The organism is uncultured Mailhella sp., assembly GCF_963931295.1.
In the GTDB taxonomy this organism is placed as follows: domain Bacteria; phylum Desulfobacterota; class Desulfovibrionia; order Desulfovibrionales; family Desulfovibrionaceae; genus Mailhella.
Window position 1 is genome coordinate 1,868,488 of the sequence record NZ_OZ007001.1, and the last position, 22,862, is coordinate 1,891,349.

The 22,862-nt window shown below is 58.2% G+C and carries 33 protein-coding genes and 2 tRNA genes; 33 read left to right on the plus strand and 2 right to left on the minus strand.

Going from position 1 to position 22,862, the window contains the following annotated elements; genetic code table 11:
* Window positions 1-12 precede the first annotated feature (12 nt).
* The 29 genes from rpsS (at window position 13) to ABGT79_RS07860 (ending at window position 18,635) form a co-directional block, all read left to right on the plus strand.
* The gene (gene rpsS, locus ABGT79_RS07720) at window positions 13-297 is read left to right on the plus strand and encodes a 30S ribosomal protein S19 (RefSeq protein WP_077071454.1); all 285 of its coding nucleotides are present in this window, start codon (window positions 13-15) and stop codon (window positions 295-297) included.
* Window positions 298-309: 12 nt separating this feature from the next.
* Complete coding sequence (gene rplV, locus ABGT79_RS07725; protein WP_077071453.1) at window positions 310-648, plus strand: 50S ribosomal protein L22; 339 nt, start codon at window positions 310-312, stop codon at window positions 646-648.
* Between the two features lie 3 nt (window positions 649-651).
* Window positions 652-1,293 (plus strand): 30S ribosomal protein S3, encoded by a 642-nt coding sequence (gene rpsC, locus ABGT79_RS07730; protein ID WP_294446848.1) that lies wholly within the window; start codon window positions 652-654, stop codon window positions 1,291-1,293.
* On the plus strand, window positions 1,293-1,712 hold the full coding sequence (gene rplP / locus ABGT79_RS07735; RefSeq protein WP_294446851.1) for a 50S ribosomal protein L16: 420 nt from the start codon (window positions 1,293-1,295) through the stop codon (window positions 1,710-1,712). Before rpsC ends, rplP begins: the two co-directional genes overlap by 1 nt.
* Window positions 1,709-1,900, plus strand: coding sequence for a 50S ribosomal protein L29 (gene rpmC, locus ABGT79_RS07740; RefSeq protein ID WP_077071450.1), 192 nt, complete (start codon window positions 1,709-1,711; stop codon window positions 1,898-1,900). The genes rplP and rpmC overlap by 4 nt, the downstream gene beginning before the upstream one ends.
* Window positions 1,901-1,908: 8 nt before the next feature.
* Complete coding sequence (gene rpsQ, locus ABGT79_RS07745) at window positions 1,909-2,175, plus strand: 30S ribosomal protein S17 (protein ID WP_294446855.1); 267 nt, start codon at window positions 1,909-1,911, stop codon at window positions 2,173-2,175.
* Between the two features lie 30 nt (window positions 2,176-2,205).
* Window positions 2,206-2,574 carry a 50S ribosomal protein L14 gene (gene rplN, locus ABGT79_RS07750; RefSeq protein WP_077071448.1) on the plus strand — a complete coding sequence of 123 codons (369 nt, stop codon included), beginning with the start codon at window positions 2,206-2,208 and terminating at the stop codon, window positions 2,572-2,574.
* 11 nt (window positions 2,575-2,585) lie between these two features.
* A complete protein-coding gene (gene rplX, locus ABGT79_RS07755) occupies window positions 2,586-2,906 on the plus strand; it encodes a 50S ribosomal protein L24 (protein WP_294487654.1) in 321 nt (106 codons plus the stop codon).
* Window positions 2,907-2,919: 13 nt separating this feature from the next.
* Window positions 2,920-3,459 carry a 50S ribosomal protein L5 gene (rplE, locus tag ABGT79_RS07760; RefSeq protein ID WP_294446857.1) on the plus strand — a complete coding sequence of 180 codons (540 nt, stop codon included), beginning with the start codon at window positions 2,920-2,922 and terminating at the stop codon, window positions 3,457-3,459.
* A gap of 10 nt (window positions 3,460-3,469) precedes the next feature.
* Window positions 3,470-3,655, plus strand: coding sequence for a type Z 30S ribosomal protein S14 (locus tag ABGT79_RS07765; protein WP_077071445.1), 186 nt, complete (start codon window positions 3,470-3,472; stop codon window positions 3,653-3,655).
* A gap of 27 nt (window positions 3,656-3,682) precedes the next feature.
* Complete coding sequence (rpsH, locus tag ABGT79_RS07770; RefSeq protein ID WP_077071444.1) at window positions 3,683-4,063, plus strand: 30S ribosomal protein S8; 381 nt, start codon at window positions 3,683-3,685, stop codon at window positions 4,061-4,063.
* Between the two features lie 44 nt (window positions 4,064-4,107).
* Window positions 4,108-4,650 carry a 50S ribosomal protein L6 gene (gene rplF / locus ABGT79_RS07775; RefSeq protein WP_294487650.1) on the plus strand — a complete coding sequence of 181 codons (543 nt, stop codon included), beginning with the start codon at window positions 4,108-4,110 and terminating at the stop codon, window positions 4,648-4,650.
* Window positions 4,651-4,661: 11 nt separating this feature from the next.
* Complete coding sequence (gene rplR, locus ABGT79_RS07780; protein WP_294446865.1) at window positions 4,662-5,021, plus strand: 50S ribosomal protein L18; 360 nt, start codon at window positions 4,662-4,664, stop codon at window positions 5,019-5,021.
* A gap of 32 nt (window positions 5,022-5,053) precedes the next feature.
* A complete protein-coding gene (gene rpsE, locus ABGT79_RS07785) occupies window positions 5,054-5,560 on the plus strand; it encodes a 30S ribosomal protein S5 (protein WP_346665708.1) in 507 nt (168 codons plus the stop codon).
* Window positions 5,561-5,579: 19 nt separating this feature from the next.
* Entirely contained in the window at window positions 5,580-5,756 is a 177-nt protein-coding gene (rpmD, locus tag ABGT79_RS07790) for a 50S ribosomal protein L30 (protein WP_294446867.1), read from the plus strand.
* The gene (gene rplO / locus ABGT79_RS07795) at window positions 5,756-6,232 is read left to right on the plus strand and encodes a 50S ribosomal protein L15 (RefSeq protein ID WP_294487647.1); all 477 of its coding nucleotides are present in this window, start codon (window positions 5,756-5,758) and stop codon (window positions 6,230-6,232) included. The genes rpmD and rplO overlap by 1 nt, the downstream gene beginning before the upstream one ends.
* A gap of 24 nt (window positions 6,233-6,256) precedes the next feature.
* Window positions 6,257-7,537 (plus strand): preprotein translocase subunit SecY, encoded by a 1,281-nt coding sequence (gene secY, locus ABGT79_RS07800; RefSeq protein WP_294487766.1) that lies wholly within the window; start codon window positions 6,257-6,259, stop codon window positions 7,535-7,537.
* Between the two features lie 2 nt (window positions 7,538-7,539).
* Window positions 7,540-8,340 (plus strand): type I methionyl aminopeptidase, encoded by an 801-nt coding sequence (gene map, locus ABGT79_RS07805; RefSeq protein ID WP_294487644.1) that lies wholly within the window; start codon window positions 7,540-7,542, stop codon window positions 8,338-8,340.
* 116 nt (window positions 8,341-8,456) lie between these two features.
* Window positions 8,457-8,570, plus strand: a complete 114-nt coding sequence (gene rpmJ, locus ABGT79_RS07810) for a 50S ribosomal protein L36 (RefSeq protein WP_005027799.1) — start codon at window positions 8,457-8,459, stop codon at window positions 8,568-8,570.
* 18 nt (window positions 8,571-8,588) lie between these two features.
* On the plus strand, window positions 8,589-8,957 hold the full coding sequence (gene rpsM / locus ABGT79_RS07815) for a 30S ribosomal protein S13 (protein WP_077071437.1): 369 nt from the start codon (window positions 8,589-8,591) through the stop codon (window positions 8,955-8,957).
* A gap of 65 nt (window positions 8,958-9,022) precedes the next feature.
* On the plus strand, window positions 9,023-9,412 hold the full coding sequence (rpsK, locus tag ABGT79_RS07820) for a 30S ribosomal protein S11 (protein ID WP_294487576.1): 390 nt from the start codon (window positions 9,023-9,025) through the stop codon (window positions 9,410-9,412).
* A 26-nt stretch (window positions 9,413-9,438) separates the two neighbouring features.
* Complete coding sequence (gene rpsD / locus ABGT79_RS07825; protein WP_294487570.1) at window positions 9,439-10,065, plus strand: 30S ribosomal protein S4; 627 nt, start codon at window positions 9,439-9,441, stop codon at window positions 10,063-10,065.
* 12 nt (window positions 10,066-10,077) lie between these two features.
* Window positions 10,078-11,121 carry a DNA-directed RNA polymerase subunit alpha gene (locus ABGT79_RS07830; RefSeq protein WP_294487569.1) on the plus strand — a complete coding sequence of 348 codons (1,044 nt, stop codon included), beginning with the start codon at window positions 10,078-10,080 and terminating at the stop codon, window positions 11,119-11,121.
* Window positions 11,111-11,500, plus strand: a complete 390-nt coding sequence (rplQ, locus tag ABGT79_RS07835) for a 50S ribosomal protein L17 (RefSeq protein ID WP_294487566.1) — start codon at window positions 11,111-11,113, stop codon at window positions 11,498-11,500. Before ABGT79_RS07830 ends, rplQ begins: the two co-directional genes overlap by 11 nt.
* Window positions 11,501-12,943: 1,443 nt before the next feature.
* Window positions 12,944-14,647: a glucoamylase family protein gene (locus ABGT79_RS07840; protein ID WP_294487564.1), complete on the plus strand. Its 1,704-nt coding sequence runs from the start codon at window positions 12,944-12,946 to the stop codon at window positions 14,645-14,647.
* 447 nt (window positions 14,648-15,094) lie between these two features.
* Complete coding sequence (gene cynS / locus ABGT79_RS07845) at window positions 15,095-15,535, plus strand: cyanase (protein WP_346665709.1); 441 nt, start codon at window positions 15,095-15,097, stop codon at window positions 15,533-15,535.
* 49 nt (window positions 15,536-15,584) lie between these two features.
* Window positions 15,585-16,949, plus strand: coding sequence for a CmpA/NrtA family ABC transporter substrate-binding protein (locus ABGT79_RS07850; RefSeq protein WP_346665710.1), 1,365 nt, complete (start codon window positions 15,585-15,587; stop codon window positions 16,947-16,949).
* A 108-nt stretch (window positions 16,950-17,057) separates the two neighbouring features.
* Complete coding sequence (locus ABGT79_RS07855; protein WP_346665711.1) at window positions 17,058-17,816, plus strand: ABC transporter permease subunit; 759 nt, start codon at window positions 17,058-17,060, stop codon at window positions 17,814-17,816.
* Window positions 17,817-17,840: 24 nt separating this feature from the next.
* Window positions 17,841-18,635, plus strand: a complete 795-nt coding sequence (locus ABGT79_RS07860) for an ABC transporter ATP-binding protein (RefSeq protein WP_346665712.1) — start codon at window positions 17,841-17,843, stop codon at window positions 18,633-18,635.
* Window positions 18,636-18,856: 221 nt separating this feature from the next.
* Here ABGT79_RS07860 and ABGT79_RS07865 read toward each other — a convergent pair.
* Together ABGT79_RS07865 and ABGT79_RS07870 are read right to left on the minus strand one after the other, a co-directional pair.
* A tRNA-Arg gene (locus ABGT79_RS07865) sits at window positions 18,857-18,933 on the minus strand.
* Between the two features lie 108 nt (window positions 18,934-19,041).
* A tRNA-Arg gene (locus ABGT79_RS07870) sits at window positions 19,042-19,118 on the minus strand.
* Window positions 19,119-19,306: 188 nt separating this feature from the next.
* Here ABGT79_RS07870 and hflK point away from each other — a divergent pair.
* From hflK to ABGT79_RS07890, 4 genes are read left to right on the plus strand one after another with little or no spacing between them, the layout of a single operon-like run.
* A complete protein-coding gene (gene hflK / locus ABGT79_RS07875) occupies window positions 19,307-20,479 on the plus strand; it encodes an FtsH protease activity modulator HflK (RefSeq protein ID WP_346665713.1) in 1,173 nt (390 codons plus the stop codon).
* Complete coding sequence (gene hflC, locus ABGT79_RS07880) at window positions 20,476-21,327, plus strand: protease modulator HflC (RefSeq protein WP_346665714.1); 852 nt, start codon at window positions 20,476-20,478, stop codon at window positions 21,325-21,327. Before hflK ends, hflC begins: the two co-directional genes overlap by 4 nt.
* Window positions 21,328-21,338: 11 nt before the next feature.
* Window positions 21,339-22,028, plus strand: a complete 690-nt coding sequence (locus ABGT79_RS07885) for a helix-turn-helix domain-containing protein (RefSeq protein WP_346665715.1) — start codon at window positions 21,339-21,341, stop codon at window positions 22,026-22,028.
* Between the two features lie 15 nt (window positions 22,029-22,043).
* On the plus strand, window positions 22,044-22,622 hold the full coding sequence (locus ABGT79_RS07890; protein ID WP_346665716.1) for a flavin reductase family protein: 579 nt from the start codon (window positions 22,044-22,046) through the stop codon (window positions 22,620-22,622).
* Window positions 22,623-22,862: the final 240 nt, after the last annotated feature.

Genomic DNA, 22,862 nt, shown 5'->3' on the forward strand with positions numbered 1-22,862 from the left:
GAGGAGCCGGACATGCCCAGATCTCTTAAAAAAGGTCCCTTTGTGGACGGCAGCCTCATGAAGAAGGTAGACGCGGCCGTTGCCAGCAACGACCACAAGGTCATCAAGACCTGGTCCCGCCGTTCCATGATTCTGCCTGAAATGGTTGGTTTGACGTTCGCCGTGCACAACGGCAAGAAGTTCATCCCGGTCTTCGTGACGGAAAACATGGTCGGTCACAAGATGGGCGAATTCGCGCCCACTCGTACGTTCCACGGCCACGCTGCGGACAAGAAGACGAAAGCGGTCAAAAAATAGCGAGTAACGTTCATGGAATCGAAAGCAATCTGCAAGTTTCAGCGCGTTTCTCCCCGCAAGACCCGTCTGGTTGCCCAGAACATCAAGGGTCTTCCTGTGGAAGATGCCCTGAACCAGCTCAAGTTCACGCCCAACAAGCCTGCCGGTGTTCTTTACGGAGTGGTGCGTTCGGCGCTGGCCAACGCCTCCCAGTTCCCTGGCATTGATGTGGACTCCATGTACGTCAAGGACGTGGTGGTCAACGAAGGCCCCACCTGGAAGCGCTTCATGCCTCGTTCTCAGGGTCGTGCTATGCACATTCGCAAGCGTACCAGCCACATTACCGTAATTCTCGCGGAAGGACAGGAATAGGCTATGGGTCAGAAAGTACATCCTTACGGCTTCCGTTTGGGATATAATAAGAATTGGCAGTCTCGCTGGTTCAGCAAGAAGGAATACGCTTCCTTCGTGTTTGAAGATCACAACATCCGCAAGTACGTGAAGAAGCTTCTTTACAGCGCCGGTGTTGCCAGAATCGAGATCGAACGTTTCGGCGGACGCATCCGCCTCATCCTTTCCACCGCCCGTCCCGGCATCGTCATCGGCCGCAAGGGCGCGGAAATTGAAAAGCTTCGCGCTGACCTCAAGAAGAAGTTCGGCCGTGACTTCACCCTCGAAGTGAACGAAATCCGCCGTCCTGAAATCGAAGCTCAGCTCGTTGCCGAAAACATCGCCATGCAGCTGGAACGCCGCGTCGCCTTCCGCCGCGCCATGAAGCGCACCGTGCAGATGGCCCGCAAGTTCGGCGCCGAAGGCATCAAGATTTCCTGCGCCGGCCGTCTCGCCGGAGCTGAAATCGCCCGTTCCGAATGGTATCGTGACGGCCGCGTGCCGCTTCAGACCCTGCGTGCCGACATCGACTTCGGTTTTGCCGAAGCCCACACCACCTATGGCCTCATTGGCATCAAGGCGTGGGTTTACAAGGGTGAAATCCTTGATAAAGAGGTTGAACAGTAATGCTTGCTCCCAAGAGAATCAAATTCCGCAAGTGGCAGAAAGGCCGCCTGCGTGGCCCGGCCAACCGTGGCGCTACCATCGCGTTTGGTGAAATTGGCCTGAAGGCTGTCGAACATGGCAAGCTTTCCAGTCAGCAGATTGAAGCCGCCCGTATCGCCATGATGCGCCACATCCGCCGCGGCGGCAAAGTCTGGATCAGGGTGTTCCCCGATCATCCCGTGACCGCCAAGCCTCTGGCCACTCGTCAGGGTAGCGGTAAGGGTGCCCCTGTGGGCTGGTGCGCACCGGTCAAGCCCGGCCGCGTGCTGTATGAAATCAAGGGTGTTGACCTTGAACTTGCCAAGCGCGCTCTGACGCTGGCCAGCCACAAGCTGCCCGTGAAGACCGTGATCGTGGTGAGAGAGGGGGCCTTCGAATGAAAATGAAGGAATTGCGCGAAATGAGCGTCGAGCAGCTCCAGGCGAAGCTGACTGAACTGCGTCAGGAACTTTTCAACCTGCGCTTCCAGCATGCCACTGCTCAGTTGGAAAAGACGGCGTCCATTCCGGCCACCAAGAAAGATATTGCCCGTGTGCTGACGGCTCTGGCCGCGGCCGCGAAGAACTAGGAGCGGATATGAACAGCGCAATCGAACAGCGCAACGGCAGAACGCTCGTCGGTACTGTCATCAGCGACAAGTGCGACAAGACCATTGTCGTTCTCGTTGAAACCCTGGTGCAGCATCCGCTTCTCAAGAAGTACATTCGTCGGCGCAAGAAGTTCACCGCCCACGATCCTATGAATGAGTGCGGCATCGGCGACAAGGTCAAGATTGTGGAATACCGGCCCATGAGCCGGAACAAGCGCTGGCACCTGGTGTCCGTGCTTGAAAAGGCCGTCTAGTCCCATTCGGGCTGACTAAAAGGAAACACTATGATCCAGGTAGAATCCAGACTCCAGGTGGCCGACAACTCCGGCGCCAAGGAAGTGGCCTGCATCAAGGTGCTGGGCGGCTCTCACCGTCGCTATGCCACGGTGGGCGATATCATCATGGTGTCCGTGAAGGACGCCATCCCCCACGCCAAGGTGAAGAAGGGCGATGTCATGGAAGCCGTGGTCGTGCGTACCGCCAAGGAAGTGCGCCGCGCCGACGGTTCCTACATCAAGTTCGATACGAACGCCGCCGTGCTTCTGACCAAGCAGGGTGAACCTGTGGGTACCCGTATCTTCGGACCCGTTGCCCGCGAACTTCGCGCCCGCAACTTCATGAAGATCGTGTCCCTTGCCCCTGAAGTGCTGTAGGAGCCAAGGCTATGAAACAGTTTCGTATTCATAAAGACGACAAGGTGATGGTGATCGCCGGCAAGGACGAAGGCAAGATCGGCAAGGTTCTGAAGGTCCTGCGCAAGTCCGACCGCATTCTGGTTGAGAAGGTGAACGTTGTGAAGCGCAACGTGCGCCCCAACCCCTACAAGCGCGAAGCCGGCGGTATCGTTGAAAAGGAAATGCCTATCCACGTCTCCAACCTGATGGTGGTTTGCCCGCACTGCGCAAAGCCCACCCGCGTTGGTTATCGGGTGACCGAAGACGGGAAGAAAGTCCGTTTCTGCAAGAAGTGCAACGAAACCCTCTAGAAGGTGAACGACGATGACCCGTCTGGAAACGATATACCGTGAGAAGGTGGTCCCGGCATTGCAGAAGGAGTTCGCTTACAAGTCTCCTATGCAGATCCCTGGGATCGAGAAGATCTCCCTGAATATCGGTCTTGGTTCTGCCAACCAGAACCAGAAGCTGATCGACGACTGCGTGGCCGATCTGACCGCCATTGCCGGTCAGAAGGCCGTAGTCACCCGCGCCAAGAAGTCCATTGCCGCGTTCAAGCTGCGTGAAGGCATGCCCATCGGCGTGCGCGTCACCCTGCGCAAGGACGCCATGTGGGACTTCCTTGACAAACTCATGAACTTCGCCATGCCCCGCGTCCGCGACTTCCGCGGCATCCCGGATCGTGGCTTCGATGGTCGTGGCAACTTCACCCTCGGTATCAAGGAACACACCATTTTCCCCGAAATGGAATCCGACCGTGTGGAAAACCCCGTGGGTATGAACATCACCATCGTGACCTCCGCAACCACGGACAAGGAAAGCAAGCTGATGCTCGAACAGCTCGGCATGCCTTTCCGCAAGTAAGGAGTGAGCAATGGCTCGTACTGCTCTTAAAGTAAAAGCCGCCCGCAAGCCCAAGTTTGCTGTTCGCGCTTACAATCGCTGCCCTGTGTGCGGTCGTCCCCATGCTTTCATGCGTCAGTTCGGCCTGTGCCGTATCTGCTTCCGCAAAAAGGCGCTGAACGGCGAACTGCCCGGCGTCCGCAAATCCAGCTGGTAATTCCGGCTAACTTTCAGGAGATATACCATGTTGACCGATCCCATTGCCGATATGCTTACGCGTATCCGCAACGCACACCTGGCCCTTCACAAGGAAGTAAGTGTGCCGCGCTCGAAGATGAAGGAAGCCATGGCGTCCATCCTCAAGCAGGAAGGCTATGTGGAAGATGTTACCGTCGATGACCGTAACATCACCATTGCGCTGAAGTATGTGAAGGGGCGTCCGGCCATAACGGGCCTCAAGCGTATCAGCAAGCCTGGTCGCCGTGTCTATGTGGGCGCTCATCAGATTCCCCGCGTTCAGAATGGTCTTGGCATCTGCATTCTGTCCACCTCTCGTGGCGTTCTGGACGGCATGACCGCCCATGCGGACAAGACTGGCGGCGAACTTCTTTGCGAAGTCTGGTGATCGCGGCTTAACCGCCGTTGACCTTCAGCCAAGGTAGAAAACATATGTCGAGAATAGGTAAACAGCCCATCGAACTTCCCAAGGGCGTGGAAGTTAAGTTGGGTGAAGATATGGTCGAAGTGAAAGGCCCCAAGGGGACCCTGCAGACTCCGATTTGCAGCCTGCTGAACTACGAAATCGCCGATGGTCACCTTACCATCACCCGCAAGGACGACACCCGCGAGAGCAACGCTCAGCACGGCCTGCGCCGTACCCTCATCGCCAACTGCGTGGAGGGCGTGAGCAAGGGTTTCTCCAAGACTCTCGAAGTCGTCGGCGTGGGCTTCAAGGTGGCCGTGAAGGGCAACATCATTGACCTTTCCGTCGGTTACTCCCACCCCGTGCTGCTTGAGCTTCCCAAGGGTCTGGAAGCCAAGGCGGAGGGCACCAAGCTTACCATTTCCGGTATTGACAAGGAACTGGTGGGCGAATTTGCCGCCCGCGTCCGCCGTGTGCGCGAGCCCGAACCCTACAAGGGCAAGGGCATCAAGTATGAAAACGAAATCATCCGTCGCAAGGCCGGCAAGTCCGGCGGCAAGGGCAAATAGGGGTAACGGACATGATTCTTTCTAAGAATGAAAGCCGGAAGCGCCGCAAGGTGCATATCCGGAAGAAGATTTCCGGCACGGTCGAAAGACCTCGTCTGGTTGTGTACCGTTCCAACCTGCATATCTACGCCCAGGTTGTGGATGATGCCTCCGGCAACACGCTGGTAGCCACCTCCACCCTCGCCCTGTCCAAGGGCGGCGAGAAGGCTTCCTGCAACAAGGCCGGCGCAGAACGCGTGGGCAAGGAAATTGCCCGCCTGGCCCTGGAGAAGGACATCCACAAGGTTGTCTTCGATCGTAACGGCTATCTGTATCACGGTCGCGTGAAGGCTGTGGCCGAAGGCGCCCGTGAAGGCGGCCTCGAATTCTAGTGGTCCGCAAGGACAACAAGAGCAGGATAAATATGGAACAGCAGCAGCAAACGCAGCAGGATTCCGGCTACATTGAAAAGATCGTTAGTCTGAACCGTGTTGCCAAGGTCGTGAAGGGTGGCCGTCGTTTCAGCTTCAGCGCCCTCATCGTCGTTGGCGACGGCAAGGGCAATGTGGGCTACGGCCTCGGCAAGGCTCAGGAAGTTCCTGAAGCCCTCCGCAAGGCCACCGAACGCGCCCGCAAGTCCATGGTTCGGGTTCCCCTGGTGGAAGGCACTCTTCCTTATGAAGTGCTCGGCCGCTTCGGTGCCGGTCGCGTGATTCTGAAGCCCGCCTCCCGCGGTACCGGCATCATCGCCGGCGGCGCCGTGCGCGCCGTCATGGAAGCCGCCGGTGTCACCGACGTGCTCGCCAAGGCTATCGGTACCAACAACCCGCACAACGTTCTTCGCGCCGCCGTCGCCGGACTCAGCTCCCTGCGCAGCGCCGAGGAAGTTTCCGAAGTGCGCGGCAAGAAACTGGAAGCCCCCCGCAAGTAGGGTCATAAGGTAGAGTACCATGTCTGAAATCAAGGTGAAGCTCATCAAAAGCCGCATCGGCACGACCCCTGCCCAGAAGAAGGTTCTGGACGCCATGGGCCTGCGCCGTCGTGAGATGGTAAAAACCCTTAAGGATAACGCCGCCACCCGCGGCATGATCGCCAGCGTGTCCCACCTGGTTGAGGTCATTGCATAATGAGACTTAACGATCTGTATCCTTTCCCTGAAGAACGCAAGAGCCGCAAGCGCGTCGGCCGCGGTGCCGGTTCCGGCCTCGGCGGCACTTCCGGCAAGGGCCACAAGGGCCAGAACGCCCGTTCCGGCGGCGGTGTCCGTCCCGGTTTTGAAGGCGGTCAGATGCCCCTGCAGCGCCGTCTGCCCAAGCGTGGCTTCAAGAACTATCTGTTCAAGGTGACCTACGAAGTCATTAACCTCGATCGTCTGCTGGCGGCCTTCCCCGATCAGAAGGAAATCACGCTGGAAGACATCTACAGCCGCGGTCTCGTCAAGAGCGCCCTCGTGAAGATCCTGGGCGAAGGCGAAGTGACCCGCCCCGTCAGCATCGAAGCCTTCCGCTTCAGCCAGTCTGCCAAGGACAAGATTCTTGCCGCCGGCGGCGAAGTGAAGGAACTTCTCGCCGACGCTGAAGAACCCGCTACCTCCGAGGAATAAGACGTGGCGAACGGCGTGGACAAAATGGCGCAAATGCCTGAGCTGCGTAAAAAGCTGGCATGGACCCTTTTCATCCTGTGCATGTACAGGGTGGGGGTCCATGTTCCGGTGCCTGGCATTGATGCCGGCGCGCTGTCTCACTTTTTCGCCAGTATGCAGGGTTCGGTCTTTGCTCTGCTCGACATGTTCTCCGGCGGCGGCCTCAGAAACGTTTCTGTGTTCGCTCTCGGCATCATGCCTTACATTTCGGCGTCCATCATTCTGCAGCTTCTGCAGGTGGTGAGCCCCGACATCAAGCGCATGGCCAAGGAAGAAGGGCAGGCCGGCAGACGCAAGATCACGCAGTACACGCGATATCTCACTGTCGCGATCACCCTTATACAGGGCTTCGGCATTGCCGCCCTTCTGGAAGGCATGGTCAGCCCTGAAAATGCTCCCGTCGTCATGAATCCCGGCTGGGAATTCCGTCTGGTGACCATCGTCACTCTGACGGCAGGTACCATCCTCATCATGTGGCTTGGCGAGCAGATTACCGCCAAAGGCATTGGAAACGGCATATCGCTCATCATCTTCTCCGGTATCGTGGTCGGCATTCCGAGCGCGCTCATGCGCTCCTATCAGCTGATCAAGGCCGGCGACATGAATGTGCTGTTCGCCATTTTCATTGTCATCATGATGCTGGCCGTCACCGTGGGCATTGTGTTCGTTGAGCGCGCTCAGCGCAGAATACCCATTCAGTACGCCAAGCGTCAGATCGGCCGCAAGATGTACGGCGGACAGACCACGCATCTGCCCCTGCGCATCAACACCGCCGGCGTGATTCCCCCCATCTTCGCCCAGAGCCTTCTGCTCTTCCCGGCGACCGTGGCGGGCTTTTCCACCGCCGAATGGCTGCAGACCGTGGTGTCGTGGTTTCAGCCCACGTCCATCGTGTACAACGTCATCTTCATTGCGCTGATCTTCTTCTTCTGCTTCTTCTATACCGCGATCATCTTCGATCCGAAGGACATCGCGGAGAACCTGAAGAAGGCAGGTGGGTTCGTGCCCGGCATTCGTCCCGGTGACAAGACCCGCGAATACATCGACAACGTGCTTACTCGTCTTACCTTGTGGGGCGGCATCTACATTTCCATCATCTCCGTGCTGCCCATGCTGCTGATCGCTCAGTTCAACGTGCCGTTCTACTTCGGCGGAACCAGTCTTCTGATTCTCGTCGGCGTGGCCATCGACTTCATGAGCCAGGTGGAATCCCACCTCATCTCCCAGCAGTATGAAGGCCTCATGAGCAAAGCAAGAAAGGGATAGGCATGAAAAAGTTTCGGGGCATTTTTATCAAGAATGAGCATGAGATCGAACTCATGCGCGTGGCCAACGGCATGACGGCGACCATTCTTGACGAACTGGTGGCCAACGTGCGTCCCGGCGTTCCCACCATATTTTTCGACGAACTGGCCCGCAAGATGTGCCGCGACATGGGCGTTGTGCCCAACTTCCTCAACTACTGCGGCTATCCTTTTGCGCTGTGCTGTTCCGTCAACGAGACCATCATTCACGGTTTTCCTTCAAAGGACATCATTTTGAAGGAAGGGGACATTGTCAGTTTTGACATGGGCGTGAATTACAAAGGTTTCAACGGGGACTCCGCCCGCACCGCGTTCTGCGGCGAGGTGTCGGAGGAAGCCAGGCATCTTTCCGACGTGACGAAGCGCTGCCTCGAACTCGGAATTGCCGAGGCGCATCCCGGCAACAATCTCTATGCGATTTCGGCGGCGGTGCAGCGTCATGCCGAAATGGAAGGGCTCCATGTGATCCGTGATTTCGTCGGGCATGGCATCGGCGCCAGCCTTCACGAAAAGCCGGAAGTGCCGAACTTCGTGCCACGCGGCGGCATGGTGGACGGCGTTCCGGGCGGAACTCCGCTGAAACCTGGCATGGTTTTGGCCATCGAGCCCATGTTGGCAATCGGCACCCATGAGGTGGAAATCATGTCCGATGGCTGGACGACGAAGATGAAGGATCGGAGTCTGTCCGCCCATTGGGAACACACGGTGGTCATCCGGCAGGACGGAGCGGAAATACTCAGTCTGGCCGAGAACTACCGGCCGTGATTTTCGCGTCGTGAAACACTGTCCTTGACAGGGTGATGATAACAAGATAAGAGAAACGGTTCCAGGCGATTTTTTCGCCACAATCGTGTATCTAAAAGTAACTAACGGAGTGAGCGATGAAAGTCAGGCCGTCCGTCAAAAAAATCTGCCCTAAGTGCAAGGTTATCCGGCGCAAGGGTGTTTTGAGAGTGATCTGCGAAAACCCCCGGCATAAACAGCGCCAGGGCTAACCTTGCAGGAGTCTTAACGTGGCCAGAATTGCAGGCATTGAACTGCCCCGTGGTAAAAGAGCGGATATCGCACTTACCTATATTTATGGCATCGGCCGGGCTACTGCCCTGGAAATCCTTGCTGCTTCCGGCGTCGACTGGAACCGCAGCATCGACGATCTGAGCGCCGATGAAGTGAACGAAGTCCGTAAGGAAATCGAAACGAACCACAAGGTGGAAGGCGACCTCCGCCGTGAAGTGGCTTCGAATATCAAGCGTCTGATGGATATTGGCTGCTACCGTGGCCTGCGCCACCGCCGTGGTCTGCCCGTCCATGGTCAGCGTACTCACACGAACGCTCGTACCCGCAAGGGTCCGCGTCGTGGCAATGTGGGTAAAAAGAAGTAGGAAGCTGTATCTGATGCAGCCCATCTTCGGCTGATCGAGACACCATAGCTCCAAGGAAGTGCAAGATGGCAAGAGCCAAACGTGCAGTCAAAAAGAAGGAAAAGAAGAATATTCCGCTGGGCATAGCCCACATTGCGGCTTCTTTCAATAATACTATTGTTACCTTCACCGATACTCGCGGCAACACCGTGAGCTGGTCCTCCGCCGGCCAGAGCGGATTCAAGGGTTCCCGCAAGTCCACTCCTTTCGCGGCTCAGGTCGCGGCTGAAAACGCCGCCCGTCGCGCTCAGGACAATGGCATGCGTACTGTGGGTGTGTATGTGAAGGGTCCCGGCGCCGGCCGTGAATCCGCTCTGCGCGCTATCAACGCCGCCGGTTTCAAGGTTGCGTTCATTCGTGACGTGACTCCCATTCCCCACAACGGTTGCCGTCCTCCCAAGCGGCGCCGCGTCTAACGCCTTGAAGACAAGGAGAACTAGCCTTGGCAAAATATAATGACGCCAAATGCCGGCTTTGCCGTCGTGAAGGCACCAAGCTGTTTCTGAAGGGCGACCGTTGCTTCACTGACAAGTGCGCTCAGGACCGCCGCCCCTACGCTCCCGGCCAGCACGGCCGCGCCCGCAAGAAGCTCAGCGAATATGCTGTGCAGCTGCGTGAAAAGATGAAGGTCCGTCGTATTTACGGCGTGCTGGAAAAGCAGTTCCATGGTTATTTTGAAGACGCCGAAATGGCCAAGGGCGTGACGGGCGCCAACCTGCTCGTCATCCTCGAACGCCGTCTCGACAACGTCGTGTACCGCATGGGCTTCGCCAACTCCCGCAGCCAGGCCCGTCAGCTGGTCCGTCACGGCATCTTCACCCTCAACGGCCACAAGGTGACCATTCCGTCCCTGCAGGTCCGCGTGGGCGATGAAATCGCCGTTCCGGAAAAGAACCGCAACATCCCCGTGATCGCCGCCGCTCAGGACGTGCTCGCCCGCCGCGGCTGCCCCGCCTGGGTGGAAGTTGACGGCGCGTCCTTCAAGGGTGTTATCAAGGCCCTTCCCCAGCGCGACGATATTCAGACTCCCATCGAAGAATCCCTTATCGTCGAACTTTACTCGAAATAAGCAGGAACTCCCATGCTCAGCAAACAAGCCAACAGGCTCATCAACGCCCGCAACTGGGCGGTGCTCGTCAAGCCCGAACAGATCGTCCGCGAGAACGACCCTGCCGACACCATGTACGGCAAGTTCGTGTGCGAACCTCTGGAACGCGGTTACGGCACCACCATCGGCAATGCGTTGCGCAGAGTGCTTTTGGCATCCCTTCAGGGCGCAGCGTTTGTGTCCGTCAAAATTGCGGGCGTACAGCATGAGTTTACCACCATCCCCGGCGTGCTTGAAGATGTGACGGACATCATCCTGAACATCAAGCAGGTCCGTCTCGCGATGGATACAGACGTTCCTCAGACGGTCACTCTCAACGTGAACAAGAAGGGCGAGGTGACCGCCGGCGACATTCAGGGCAACCAGCACGTGACCGTGCTCAACCCTGAACTGCACATTGCCACGCTGACCGAAGACGTGGAATTCAATCTTGAATTCGAGGTCCGCATGGGCAAGGGCTACGTCCCCGCCGACATGCACGAAGGCCTCTCCGATGAAATCGGCATCATCAAGCTTGATTCCAGCTTCTCTCCCGTGCGCAAGGTCGCCTATACCATCGAAGCCGCCCGCGTGGGCCAGATGACCAACTACGACAAGTTGATCCTCGAAGTCTGGACGGACGGCTCCGTGACCCCTGAAGACGCCATTGCCTACAGCGCGAAGATCATCAAGGATCAGATTTCCGTGTTCATCAACTTCGACGAGCACATTTCTGACGAGAGCGGTCTCGGCGCCTGCGACAACGGGGAATTCAACGAAAATCTCTTCAAGAGCATCGACGATCTTGAGCTTTCCGTGCGCGCCACCAACTGCCTTCGCAGCGCCAACATCGCGCTGGTGGGCGAACTGGTGCAGCGTTCCGAAAACGAAATGCTCAAGACCAAGAACTTCGGCAAGAAGTCCTTGGACGAAATCAAGAACGTGCTTCTCGACATGGGTCTTGACTTCGGCATGAAGGTCGACTCCTTCGATAAGAAATACCAGGAATGGAAGAGGAAGCAGCACCATGAGGCATAGCAACTCTGGTAAGAAACTGAGCAGAAATCCTTCGCATCGCAAGGCTCTGCTTCGCAATATGTCCAAGGCCCTGCTTACGCACGGCCGGATTCGTACCACCGAGATCAAGGCCAAGGAGCTGCGCGGCGTGGTCGAATCTCTCATCACTCTTGCTCGTCGCAACGACGTGGCCGCCCGTCGTCTCGCTTACCGCGAACTGGGCAGCCATCAGCTCGTGCAGAAGCTGTTTGACGAAATCGCTCCCCGCTTTGCCGGCATCCCCGGCGGCTACACCCGCGTGGTGAAGCTGGCCATGCCCCGCCGCGGCGACTGCGCCCCGATGGCCATCATCGAACTGACCAAGCAGGCTGCCGACGCCCCTGCCGAAGCTCAGGCGTAAGCGTTTTCTGCATTGCGCATAGAGGGAACCACATTTGTGGTTCCCTTTTTTGTTAATCGGCTCCGCGTCGCACCAGGAACGGCTGCGACGCGTGCTTGTTGCTGGGCCCCGGCGGTCCTTGGAAACGCCTTGCGCCCTGTTGTCGTGTCGGGAAGGCCCGGGATTTTCCTTTGCAGCCTGCAAACGGAGCGCGCGGAGGCAGATGCCGCACGCCCGCAGCGGAATCTTTGCAAGGGGCAGAGCCATTGACGGAATGGCCGGTGAACAGCGGGCGTTGCCGCCGCTCTGCGGAACAGCCGCAGCCGGACCGCAGAAAAAGCATATCCTCCAGCCCTCGAAGAGCTGCGTTCCACCAGAAATCCTCATCAGGCAATCTGCAACATGATGCGCAATCATCATTTTTCAGAACAGATTTCGCGCAACAGCGCTCGGTTGCCGGTCTGAAACGTGCGGCCGTTGGGGGAGGCGAACATCAGGTCGCAGACGGTGCCCCGCGGTCAGTCTGCCGGGCAACACTGGGCCATCAGTCCGCAGGCGCACGGTCGGCGGAATCGGTGTGCCTTCCGACGCCCGCTGTCCGGTGTGAAAATTCGGAACGCCGGGGGGCGGCGGCTCCCGGCAGAGGCATGCCTGCCGGATGACCGGGGGGCTTGCCGCCAGCAAACGGAGCGTGGAGGCTGCACGTTGACTCGGTCTCGCGGATTTCTGGCGCATGCGCCGACGTCAGTATTCCCTCGTCTTCTCCCTTCCCTCTCCATTCTACTCAAGAGCCCGACGCCTGCAGCTCTCGACGCGCTCTTCCGCAGGTTCGACCCGGCGTCCGTCAGTCTGCCCCTTCGTCCGCGACTGCCCAGGCTTTGGGGACTGGTGCGCCAGTGTGTTGCACTTTCGTACTTTCCGCTGTGGTTCGTCCCGGCTGCCTGCGTACAAAGCAGGTCGGATTCCGGAATCATCGGCAAGATTTCGCTAGCATTCGCGGCTGCTGCGTCTACGTCTTTGCCTGCGGCGTGTGTCCCATGTTTCCGCGTTCAGATCGGATTCCGGAAACAGGGGCAGGGAGTCCGGATCTCTGCCTCCGTGCGCGATGCGCCTGTCAGGGAACAGGGGCGGAGTCGCGGCGAGAGTCCCGTCTGCAAATATCAATGCGGGGCGTCGGGCAGGGCGCCTGTCCCTGCCGATTGCGGCGAAATCGTTTTCCGTGCTACTTTTCGAATTACGCATCTGCATGCTCTTGATGACTTCCCATTTGAGGCGCGCGTCTGTGCGCTTTCGACGGCGCGCCGGAAGCGCTTCGTCCGGCAATTCCGTGACAGTCCGGCGACCTGGATGCTTGCGCAGCGGAACGTTTACGGCTACTTATAGGCGCGGGAGCCTTGCGCTCCCTGAAGCGTTTCCCCCGGGAAACGCCGTCAGAAAAAATGCCTTCAACCTCGGTGGATGGTTATGAATCTGAGAAAACATGTTTTTCTGGCTATGGCGCTTGCCGTTCTGCTCTTTCCCTGTTCCGTGTTTGCCGCACAGGCGCAGAAGCAGGCCGCCGCACCGCAGCCCGAAGCCGTTCAGGCCAATACGGCGGCGCTGAACGAATTTCAGCCCGACGACTCCTTCCGCAAGGATCGTCATCTCCTTGATCGTCTGCAGTACGACGCGTTTCGTTACATATGGGATCACACGTTCCCGGAATCCGGCCTGGCCTATGAGGACAGCCGCAACAAGGAAACCGGACAGGCCACCATCGGCGGTTCGGGCTTCGGCGTGGCGGCCATTGTCGTGGCTGCGGAACGCGGCTGGATCTCCCATCAGGACGCGCTGGATCGCGTGCTCAAAATAGCCACGTTCCTGCGCGACAAGACGGACAGAAAGAATCTGCACGGCGCCTTCCCGCACTGGCTGGACGGCCGTACGGGCAAGACGATTTCCTTCGGCGAGCAGGACAACGGCGCCGATCTGGTGGAAACGGCCTTCATGATGCAGGGACTGCTCATTGCCCGCGCCTATTTTACGGCGGACACGGAGCAGGAAAAGGCCCTGCGCGACTGCATTACCGAACTGTGGCACGACGTGGACTGGCACTGGTTCACGAAGTCGGAAAACAACGGCCTGTACTGGCACTGGAGCCCCACCGCCGATTTCGGCATGGGCATGAAGATTTCCGGGTTCAACGAAGCCATGGTGGCCTATGTGCTGGCGCTCGGTTCGCCGACGCATCCCATTTCCCGCGAGGCGGCCAAGTTCTGGTACTCCACGGAGGAATATCAGCCGAAAACCGGCAACGGCTACACCATTGAGGCGGCCAACGCCTACGGCGGCTGCATGTTCCTGTCGCACTATTCCTTCATCGGTCTGGATCCCCGCCGCATGGCCGACGAACACGTGCGTCGCGGCTACATGGTGCGCAACATTACGCACACGCTCATGAACCGCGCCTACGCGCTGGAATCCGCGCCGGCCGAGCATCAGTTCAGCGAAGGTTTCTGGGGCCTGACCGCCTGCGACGTGAAGGGCGGCTATCGCTACCAGTCCGCTTACAACGAGATTGGCACGGTGGCTCCCACGGCCGCGCTTTCCTCCATGCCGTACACGCCGGAATATTCCATGCGCGTGCTGTGGAACATTTACGACAACTACAAGGACAAGATGTGGGGCCCCTACGGCCCCTATGACGCCTTCAGCCTGAAGGACGCCTGGTTCGACAACAGCTATCTTGCCATTGACCAGCTTCCCATCGTGAGCATGGTGGAAAACTACCGCAGCGGTCTGCTCTGGTCGTTGTTCATGAACATTCCCGAGGTGCAGGAAGGTCTGGCCCGCATGGGTGTGCAGCCCCTGCCCGCGGTCAACGGCTTCCCGCAGGTGGTGGTGCCGCTGAAGAAGACGGAATCCGGCTACGAACTGGACGCGCTTGATCTGCGCCGTCATCCCGACACCGGACTTTATACCGTGCCCTACAGCTGCGAGAAGGACGGCATGGTCTTCTTCACGCTGGAAGACGCGTCGGGCAAGGTCGTCAAACGTTTTACCCGTGAAGGCCGCAAGGGTCCCAACCTGCTGGAATTTCCCCAGTTTATGCCTGCAACGCAGGAAAAGTATCAGCTCATCATGCACATCGGCGATCTGACCGCAGGACTGCCCATCCGTATGAACTGATCCGACGTGCGGCTCAGGCCCGCATGCGCAACGTTCTGCCGCCTCTGTCCGGAGATTCCGGGCCGGGGCGGCTTTTTTGTCCGGAACGAAACAGGGGTGGAAGCCTGACGCGCGTTCGGCAGGAGCAGGGCGATGTCCTCATGCGGCACGGCCGGAAAATTTCGGGCATGGCGGAAGGCGCTGCTTCATGGATGGCCGGGGATCGCCGCGCCGACGCCGCAACAGGCAGGCTGCCTGCTGGAGGCAGAACATGGAAAGAGCAGCCTCGCGAGTCGCTTTGTGTCTTTTCGGTTTTGTGACGGCATCACCGTTATTTGATGCGCATTTGTTCCATTTTCAGGTGCAGATAGAGAGTGTGGAATATATCTCATTGAAATAAAGCTATATTTTTACTGGCATGCTTCTTGCAATACATGTGACAAACAGTCATTGCAAAGGAGCAGTCATATGGAACGCAGCCAAGCTACGAAGCTGATAAAGGAAGCCAAACTCAGCAAGCATCTTTCCTGGGAAGAAATTGCCACTCATGTGGGCGGACATCCGGTATGGGTTACTTCCGCGCTGCTGGGGCAGAACAGCATGACGGCGGAACAGGCGGCAAAGGCCGTGGAGATTCTGGGACTTCCTGCGGAAGTGGCGGAAGCCCTGCAGGAGTGCCCCATGAAGGGAACGGACACCATCGTGCCCACCGATCCGCTCATCTACCGCTTCTATGAAATCATGCAGGTGTACGGCGGAACCATCAAGGAAGTCATTCATGAGAAGTTCGGCGACGGCATCATGAGCGCCATCGACTTCACCATGGACATCCAGAAGGAAGAAAATCCCCACGGCGACCGCGTAGTGGTGACGCTGAACGGCAAGTTCCTTCCCTACAAGAAGTGGTAATCGTTCGGCAGGAATCGTTTCACTATGTTTTACCTTCAAGGATATCATTATGTCTCAGCATCATGCCGGGCCGGCCAGTCTGGCCGATCCGTTCAGCTCCACCACTCGACTGGCCCATGATCATGCGGCCGTGTCCCCTTCGTCCCCCGTCGACGGCGAATCCGCCATGCTGCGCGCCGTGGAATCCTCCGTGGTCCGCAAGATATTCGGCGGCAACGACGTCAGCCGACGCTCATTCATGAAAATGCTCGGGGCGTCTTCGGCCATGGCCGTCATCAGCAGCATTTTTCCTCTGGACGCCGCCAAGGCCATGGCTCTTGATGCCATAGGCCCCATTGAAAAGAAGGATGTGAAGATAGGCTTCATGCCGCTCACCTGCGGCACGCCCATTGTTATGGCGCATCCCATGGGATTTTATAAGAAATATGGCCTTACGGAAGCGCAGCCCTACAAGGCTTCCGGCTGGGCCATGATACGCGACTGGGCGGTTTCCGGTCAGACGGACTATACCCAGATGCTCGCCCCCATGCCCATTGCCATGACGCTCGGCCTGGGCTCGCCCAAAATGCCTTTCCTCACTCCCGCTCTGGAAAACGTGAACGGACAGGCCATTACCCTGCGCATGGATCACAAGGGCGTGAAGTCCGCCAAGGACATGAAGGGCTTCGTGTTTGCCGTTCCCTTCGACTATTCCATGCACAATCTGCTGCTTCGCTACTATCTGGCCGAAGGCGGCGTGAACCCCGACACGGAAGTGCAGATCCGCATTCTGCCTCCGCCGGAAATGGTGGCCAACCTCAAGGCGGGCAACATCGACGGATTCCTGTCCCCCGATCCGTTCAATCAGCGTGCCGTGTACGAGAAGGCCGGCTACATCTTCATGCTGACCCGCGACATCTGGCCCGGGCACCCCTGCTGCGCCTTCACCTCTTCCAAAAAGTTCGCGGAAGAGGCGCCCAATACGTTCAAGGCCATTTTCCGCGCCATCATCGACGCCACCATGTTCAGTTCCGATCCGGCCAACCGCAAGGACATCGCCAAGGCCATCGCTCCCCGCAACTATCTCAATCAGCCCGTGGAAGTGGTGGAACAGGTGCTTACCGGCGAGTTTCCCGACGGTCTCGGCAACATGTGTCACGTGCCCGAGCGCATCAATTTCGATCCCTTCCCGTGGGATTCCATGGCCGTGTGGATACTCAGTCAGCTCAAGCGCTGGGGCTACCTCAAGGGCGACGTGGACTATCGCGGCATAGCCGAACAGGTCTTCCTTGCCGCGGACTGCGCTTCGGTCATGAAGGAAATGGGATTCACGCCCCCGACCTCGGCGTACAAGAAGCACGTCGTCATGGGCAAGGTGTTTGATCCCGACAAACCGGAAGAATACATCAAGAGCTTTGCCATCAGAAAGGCATAGTCTGTTTTCCCGACGGCCGGCGAGAGGCCGTTGTCCAAAGCACGGGGACAGAGGCCGGAATGATCGTCATGCCGGCTTCTGTCCCGCATCTTTTTTTCGGATACGCTCATGAACAGTAAATCCCTTTTTCTCTGTCTGCTGCTTGCCGCCGTTTTCCTTGCGCTGTGGCAGCTTCTGGCCCAGGGCACGGAAATGCCCACTCCCGGCGAGGTGGCGTCGGTGTCTCTGGAGTTTCTCAGCGATCCCTTCTACGACGCGGGCCCCAACGACAAGGGAATAGCCATTCTTGTGGGCTACAGTCTTCTCCGTCTGATTTCGGGCTTTGTGCTGGCAAGCGTGGTGGCCGTCATTCTGGGCGTGATTCTCGGCCGCAGTCAGATCCTGTTTGCCGCCGCCAATCCGTACATTCAGATTCTGCGCTCCATTTCGCCCATCGCGTGGATGCCGTTGCTTCTGTATTCCGTCAGAGACAGCGAAATGACGGCCTTTTTCGTCATTTTCATGGCCAGTTTGTGGCCCACGCTGGCCAACACGGCCTTCGGCGTGGGCAACATCCGCAAGGAATATCTCAACGTGGCGTCCATCCTGCAGATGCGGCCCTCGGAAAAGTTCTTCAAGGTCATTCTTCCCGCGGCCGGTCCCGCCATCGTTGCCGGACTGAAGATATCCATGGGCAGCGCGTGGGTCGCGCTCATTCCCGCCGAGGCTCTGCTCGGTTCCCTGGGACTGGGCTATTTCGTGTGGAACGAATGGAACAACCTGTCTCTGCCGAGCGTCATTTTCGCCATTCTCACCATCGGCGTCGTCGGCGTGATCGTGGACTGGCTGTTCACCAGACTCGCCAGACGCCTGGCCTACACGGACTGATTTCTTACCGTCAAAGGAGACATCATGACACCTCTTCTTGAAGTGGACCGGGTAAGCAAGACGTACAACGTTCCCGGCATGAAAGAACCCTACTGCGTGTTTCGCGACATTTCCCTGCAGATACGGGAAGGGGAATTCGTTTCCGTCATCGGGCATTCCGGCTGCGGCAAGTCCACCCTGCTCAACATCATTGCCGGCATCGACCAGGCCGATGAAGGCGTCATTCTTCTGAAGGGCAGGGAGGTGAGCAGTCCCGGACTCGACCGTATGGTGGTGTTCCAGAACTTTGCGCTCATGCCGTGGATGACCGTGTATCAGAACGTGCGCCTTGCCGTGCAGGCCGCGTATCCGCACTGGAGCCGCAGCAAGATTCACGAACGCGTGTCGCATTATCTGGAGCTCGTCAATCTGAAGGGCGCGGAGGGCAAGTATCCGTCGGCGCTCTCCGGCGGCATGAAGCAGCGCTGCGGCCTTGCCCGGGCTTTTGCCGTGCAGCCTCCCATGATGCTGCTGGACGAACCCTTTGCCCAGATCGACGCCTTGACGCGCGGCACCATTCAGGATGAGCTCATACGGATGTGGAACGATACGGGCGTGACCATCTTCATGGTGACGCACGACGTGGACGAAGCCATACTGCTTTCGGACCGCATTCTGCTCATGAGCGCCGGGCCGTTCGCGGAAATCAGAGAGGTGGTTCCCATCGAGATTCCGCGGCCGAGAACCAGGGCGTCCATCATCGAGCATCCCGACTATTACAAGCTGCGCAACCGGATCATTCAGTTTCTCAGTGAGAAGGGAGCCTCGCAGGCTGCATAGCTTTGATGCAGGATTCCCGGAATCGGACATGGCGTGCCGACGGCATGCGTCTTTGAGGCGCGCCGTCGGTGTGCTTTTTTTTGGGGGGGGAGGAAAAGGCCTCGCCGGGGAATCCGGCAGGGAAGAAGCTTTGAAGCGCGGAAGCGGAAAGCTCCCGGAGATACTGAAAAAGCATAAGAAAAAAGGCTTATGAGAATGTCTCATAAGCCTTTGCTCTCAAATGGTGCGCCCGGAGGGATTCGAACTCCCGACCTACAGGTTCGTAGCCTGTTGCTCTATCCAGCTGAGCTACGAGCGCTTGGTGAAAAAGGACATTAGTCGCGCTTCGGAAAAACGTCAAGCATTTTTTTGCCTTTTCCGAAGAAAAAGGCTTGCCTTTGCGGCAAGCCTTCCGACTGTCATGGTGTGGTGCGCCCGGAGAGATTCGAACTCCCGACCCACAGGTTCGTAGCCTGTTGCTCTATCCAGCTGAGCCACGAGCGCCCGACAACCGCCAACATAGGCAAAACGCCGGTGGTCGTCAAGCGTTTTTTTCTCATGCTCGTATTTTTTTCGTCAGAGGAGCCCGGAGCGCCCCGGCCTCCGGCGCGTCGTTTTTCCCGAAAGCCTTGCGCCGTAATCCCGCCTTGCGCCTTGACCATGGAAAGAACGTGTCATAATTTACTCTCATTATGAACTGGGACTGGGATAAACTACAGGAAAAGCGGCAACAACAGCAGAAAAACGGCTGGGGTTCCGCGGGCAGGGGCAACTGGGGAAAAGGCGACGACGATCGCGACGATTCCCAGAAAAACGACAACCGGAACAGGCAGGGCGGAGGTTCTCCCAAGGGCGGACGTCCTTCGTTTTCATGGCCCAAGGCTCCGCAGATCGACGGTCTGCCGAAAATGCGCTGGTGGATTCTTGGCGCGCTGGTGGTCTGGATGCTTTCCGGCATCTACATCGTTCAGCCCGACGAATCCGGCGTGGTGCTTCGCTTCGGCAAGTACGTGCGCACCGAAAATCCCGGACCGCACATTCATTTGCCGTACCCCATAGAAACCGTGTACAAGCCCAAGGTTTCGCAGGTGCGTCAGACGGCCGTGGGCTATCGCGCCCAGTCCGTGGGCGGCGTGTTCCAGCAGGGACGCGTGCAGGCGGTCAACGAGGAATCGGCCATGCTCACGGGCGATGAGAACATCATCAACGTGCAGTTCAACATTCAGTATCAGATCAAGCCCGACGGCGCGGTGGATTACCTGTTCAACGTGATTCAGCCCGATCAGGTGGTCAAGCGCGCGGCCGAGGCGTCCATGCGCGAGGTCATAGGCAAGACCACGCTGGATTCCGCGCTCACCGACGGGCGAGTGCAGATTCAGAACGACGTGGCCGATCTTCTGCAGCGCATTCTTGACCGCTATCAGGTGGGCGTGCAGGTGGTGGCCGTGCAGATGCAGGACGTGCAGCCGCCCAGAGAAGTGAGCGATTCCTTCAAGGATGTGGCGAGCGCCCGCGAAGACAAGCAGCGCAGCATCAACGAGGCCGAAGCCTACCGCCGCGACATTCTGCCCAAGGCGCAGGGCCAGGCCCAGGAAATGATAAACAAGGCCGAGGCCTACAAGGAAACGCGCGTGCGCGAGGCCGAAGGCGAGGCGCAGCGCTTCCTTTCCGTGCTCGCCGAATACGAAAAGGCCGAGGACGTGACGAAAAAACGCATGCTCTACGAAACCTTTGAAGACATACTGAGCAAGCCCGGCATGGAAAAGCTGGTGCTTCCGTCCGATACCGGCAGCCGTGTGCTTCCCCTGCTGCCGCTCGACAGCTGGAAAGGCGGCGACGCGGCAAAGGGAGGTACGCAGAAATGAAAGCCGTAAAGCCCTTCTTTTTTGTGATTCTTTTCATGGTTGTGATGCTGGGCCTGCAGCAGAGCCTGTTCATCGTGAATCAGACGCAGCAGGCGCTGGTCATTCAGCTCGGTCATCCTCTGGACAAGGTCTATGGGCCCGGTCTGCACGTCAAGCTTCCCTTCGTGCAGAAGGTGGTGTACTTCGAGGCCCGCATTCTGGATTATGACGCCCGTCCGGCTGAAGCCCTCACGAGCGATTTGAAATCCATCGTGCTCGACAACTACGCCCGCTGGAAAATCGTCGATCCGCTGCGCTTCTACCGCACCATGCGCACGGAACACAACGCGCAGGCCCGTCTCGACGCGGTCATCTATTCACAGATACGCGCGCACATCGGCCGTCACACGCTCACGCAGGTCGTGGCCGACGAACGCACGTCCATCATGGAGTCGGTGACGGAAAAGGCTTCGCAGCAGATGAAGGAATTCGGCATTGAGATCGTGGACGTGCGCATCAAGCGCACCGACCTGCCCGCCGAAAACCAGCGCGCCATTTTCGACCGCATGCGCGCGGAACGCGAACGTCAGGCCACGCAGTACCGTTCGGAAGGCGCGGAGGAATCCACCAAGATCCGTTCCGGCGCCGACAAGGAACGCGCCGTCATTCTTGCCGAGGCCAACAAGAAGGCACAGGTGCTCCGTGGTCAGGGCGACGCCGAGGCGGCCCGCATCTATGCCGAAGCCTTCTCGCGTTCTCCGGAATTCTATTCCTTCCAGCGCGGTCTGGAAGCGCTCCGCAAGTCTCTCGGAGAAAACACCCGCATGGTTCTCACGCCCGACAGTCCTCTGCTTCAGCCCATCAAGTAGCCGGGGGAAGCATGGAACGACTGGATATGGATCAGTTCGACGCGGTGTACGCCCGCATGCTCTTTGTGTCTGGAAAAAGGACGCAGTCGGAACTTGCCGAACTGCTCAATCTGCAGCAGGGAAGCATTTCGGAAGCAAAAAAGAGGGGCATTATTCCGCTGTCGTGGTGCGTCAGAGTTTCTGACCTGTTCCATGTCCGGATGGACTGGCTGCGCTTCGGCGAGCCGCCGGTGTTCATGAGCTCTGCGCGTCAGGAGTATCCGGCGAGGGATGAGGCGGAGCTGGGATTCCGACAGCCTCGCCCTACGCCGCTGGAGATGGCGCGGCCGGGAGAACTGCCCGTGTACGGCACTGTTCGTTCCTCCGACGGCACCTTTCCTGTGGTGGATCGTCAGATTTTTCCTCTGGAGTTCACCAGGCGGGGGGTGGAAATTTTCCGGATGCTGGAGTCCTGTATGACTCCGGCGATCAATGCGGGCGCTCTGGTGGCCGTCGTGCGGGAAGCCGAAGCGGAAAACGGCGCTCTGGTGGCGGTGCTCGGCGGCAGTGGTTTGCAGTTCCGCCGAGTGTTCATTACGTCCAATGGCTACGAACTTCGCGCCGAATGCGGCGAGGAACGTAAAAAAACAAGACTGGTGTCGAAAGAAGACTGGCCGAATCTCTATTATGGAAGATCCGTCTGGGCCTTCCAGCCCCTTTAATGGTTGAGGCGTTTCATGTTGATTTCTCTCGGGCCGCAGGCCTTCATTTCTCCGGCTCCCGTCATGCTGGTGGGAACCTACGATGCTGAGGGGCGACCCAATATCATGACGGCGACATGGGGAGGCGTAAGCTGTTCGCAGCCTCCGTGTCTTTCGGTTTCTCTTCGCCGCTCCACGTGGACCTGCCGCGCGGTGCAGCAGAAAAAGGCGTTTACGGTGAGCATTCCCGCGAGGGAAATGGCGGGACAGGCAGATTTCGCCGGACTGGTGTCCGGCAGTCAGGAAAACAAGTTTCAGACGCTCGGGCTCACGCCGGTGCCGGGCGATCATGTGGACGCTCCTTTCGTGGCGGAATGTCCCGTGGTGCTGGAGCTGCTTCTCCGTCACACTTTGGAACTCGGTTCCCACATCCAGTTTGTGGGTGAGATCATGGACGTGAAGGTGAACAGGGATTGTCTGACGCCCGAGGGTCTGCCCGATCCGGCCCGCATCAACGCGCTTTCCTTTGCTCCGCTGACCAAGGAGTATTACGGCACGGGCGAGTTTGTGGCCCGCGCGTTTGCCGTGGGAAAGACGGTGAAACGCTCTTCCTGACGGAAAGCGCCGGGGAAGGCGCAAAAAATCGGGCGGAGAGTCATCTTTGCCCGATTTTTTTATGCTGTATTCTCGAGATGTTACGAAGGAAAATGCAAAAAGAATAAAAAAACTGCAAAAAAGTGTTTGACAAGTCGGGGGTAAATGGGCATAACTCGAAAACGCGCTGAGGCACAGCGGCTCAAACGAGCGCCCCGCCGAAAGCGCCGCCTGAAAAAACTTGAAAAAAGTTGTTGACAG

What these genes read in the sequence shown, in the direction of transcription:
- rpsS (WP_077071454.1), top strand. Translation starts at nt 13, where the DNA reads ATGCCCAGATCTCTTAAAAAAGGTCCCTTTGTGGACGGCAGCCTCATG.
- rplE (WP_294446857.1), top strand. Translation starts at nt 2,920, where the DNA reads ATGACCCGTCTGGAAACGATATACCGTGAGAAGGTGGTCCCGGCATTG.
- rplN (WP_077071448.1), top strand. Translation starts at nt 2,206, where the DNA reads ATGATCCAGGTAGAATCCAGACTCCAGGTGGCCGACAACTCCGGCGCC.
- hflC (WP_346665714.1), top strand. Translation starts at nt 20,476, where the DNA reads ATGAAAGCCGTAAAGCCCTTCTTTTTTGTGATTCTTTTCATGGTTGTG.
- ABGT79_RS07840 (WP_294487564.1), top strand. Translation starts at nt 12,944, where the DNA reads ATGAATCTGAGAAAACATGTTTTTCTGGCTATGGCGCTTGCCGTTCTG.
- ABGT79_RS07885 (WP_346665715.1), top strand. Translation starts at nt 21,339, where the DNA reads ATGGAACGACTGGATATGGATCAGTTCGACGCGGTGTACGCCCGCATG.
- rpmD (WP_294446867.1), top strand. Translation starts at nt 5,580, where the DNA reads ATGTCTGAAATCAAGGTGAAGCTCATCAAAAGCCGCATCGGCACGACC.
- ABGT79_RS07830 (WP_294487569.1), top strand. Translation starts at nt 10,078, where the DNA reads ATGCTCAGCAAACAAGCCAACAGGCTCATCAACGCCCGCAACTGGGCG.
- rpsQ (WP_294446855.1), top strand. Translation starts at nt 1,909, where the DNA reads ATGAACAGCGCAATCGAACAGCGCAACGGCAGAACGCTCGTCGGTACT.
- ABGT79_RS07850 (WP_346665710.1), top strand. Translation starts at nt 15,585, where the DNA reads ATGTCTCAGCATCATGCCGGGCCGGCCAGTCTGGCCGATCCGTTCAGC.
- map (WP_294487644.1), top strand. Translation starts at nt 7,540, where the DNA reads ATGAAAAAGTTTCGGGGCATTTTTATCAAGAATGAGCATGAGATCGAA.
- rplQ (WP_294487566.1), top strand. Translation starts at nt 11,111, where the DNA reads ATGAGGCATAGCAACTCTGGTAAGAAACTGAGCAGAAATCCTTCGCAT.
- rpsK (WP_294487576.1), top strand. Translation starts at nt 9,023, where the DNA reads ATGGCAAGAGCCAAACGTGCAGTCAAAAAGAAGGAAAAGAAGAATATT.
- rplP (WP_294446851.1), top strand. Translation starts at nt 1,293, where the DNA reads ATGCTTGCTCCCAAGAGAATCAAATTCCGCAAGTGGCAGAAAGGCCGC.
- ABGT79_RS07860 (WP_346665712.1), top strand. Translation starts at nt 17,841, where the DNA reads ATGACACCTCTTCTTGAAGTGGACCGGGTAAGCAAGACGTACAACGTT.
- rplO (WP_294487647.1), top strand. Translation starts at nt 5,756, where the DNA reads ATGAGACTTAACGATCTGTATCCTTTCCCTGAAGAACGCAAGAGCCGC.
- hflK (WP_346665713.1), top strand. Translation starts at nt 19,307, where the DNA reads ATGAACTGGGACTGGGATAAACTACAGGAAAAGCGGCAACAACAGCAG.
- rpsC (WP_294446848.1), top strand. Translation starts at nt 652, where the DNA reads ATGGGTCAGAAAGTACATCCTTACGGCTTCCGTTTGGGATATAATAAG.
- rpsH (WP_077071444.1), top strand. Translation starts at nt 3,683, where the DNA reads ATGTTGACCGATCCCATTGCCGATATGCTTACGCGTATCCGCAACGCA.
- rpmC (WP_077071450.1), top strand. Translation starts at nt 1,709, where the DNA reads ATGAAAATGAAGGAATTGCGCGAAATGAGCGTCGAGCAGCTCCAGGCG.
- rplV (WP_077071453.1), top strand. Translation starts at nt 310, where the DNA reads ATGGAATCGAAAGCAATCTGCAAGTTTCAGCGCGTTTCTCCCCGCAAG.
- secY (WP_294487766.1), top strand. Translation starts at nt 6,257, where the DNA reads ATGGCGCAAATGCCTGAGCTGCGTAAAAAGCTGGCATGGACCCTTTTC.
- rpsE (WP_346665708.1), top strand. Translation starts at nt 5,054, where the DNA reads ATGGAACAGCAGCAGCAAACGCAGCAGGATTCCGGCTACATTGAAAAG.
- rplF (WP_294487650.1), top strand. Translation starts at nt 4,108, where the DNA reads ATGTCGAGAATAGGTAAACAGCCCATCGAACTTCCCAAGGGCGTGGAA.
- ABGT79_RS07765 (WP_077071445.1), top strand. Translation starts at nt 3,470, where the DNA reads ATGGCTCGTACTGCTCTTAAAGTAAAAGCCGCCCGCAAGCCCAAGTTT.
- cynS (WP_346665709.1), top strand. Translation starts at nt 15,095, where the DNA reads ATGGAACGCAGCCAAGCTACGAAGCTGATAAAGGAAGCCAAACTCAGC.
- ABGT79_RS07855 (WP_346665711.1), top strand. Translation starts at nt 17,058, where the DNA reads ATGAACAGTAAATCCCTTTTTCTCTGTCTGCTGCTTGCCGCCGTTTTC.
- ABGT79_RS07890 (WP_346665716.1), top strand. Translation starts at nt 22,044, where the DNA reads ATGTTGATTTCTCTCGGGCCGCAGGCCTTCATTTCTCCGGCTCCCGTC.
- rpmJ (WP_005027799.1), top strand. Translation starts at nt 8,457, where the DNA reads ATGAAAGTCAGGCCGTCCGTCAAAAAAATCTGCCCTAAGTGCAAGGTT.
- rplR (WP_294446865.1), top strand. Translation starts at nt 4,662, where the DNA reads ATGATTCTTTCTAAGAATGAAAGCCGGAAGCGCCGCAAGGTGCATATC.
- rplX (WP_294487654.1), top strand. Translation starts at nt 2,586, where the DNA reads ATGAAACAGTTTCGTATTCATAAAGACGACAAGGTGATGGTGATCGCC.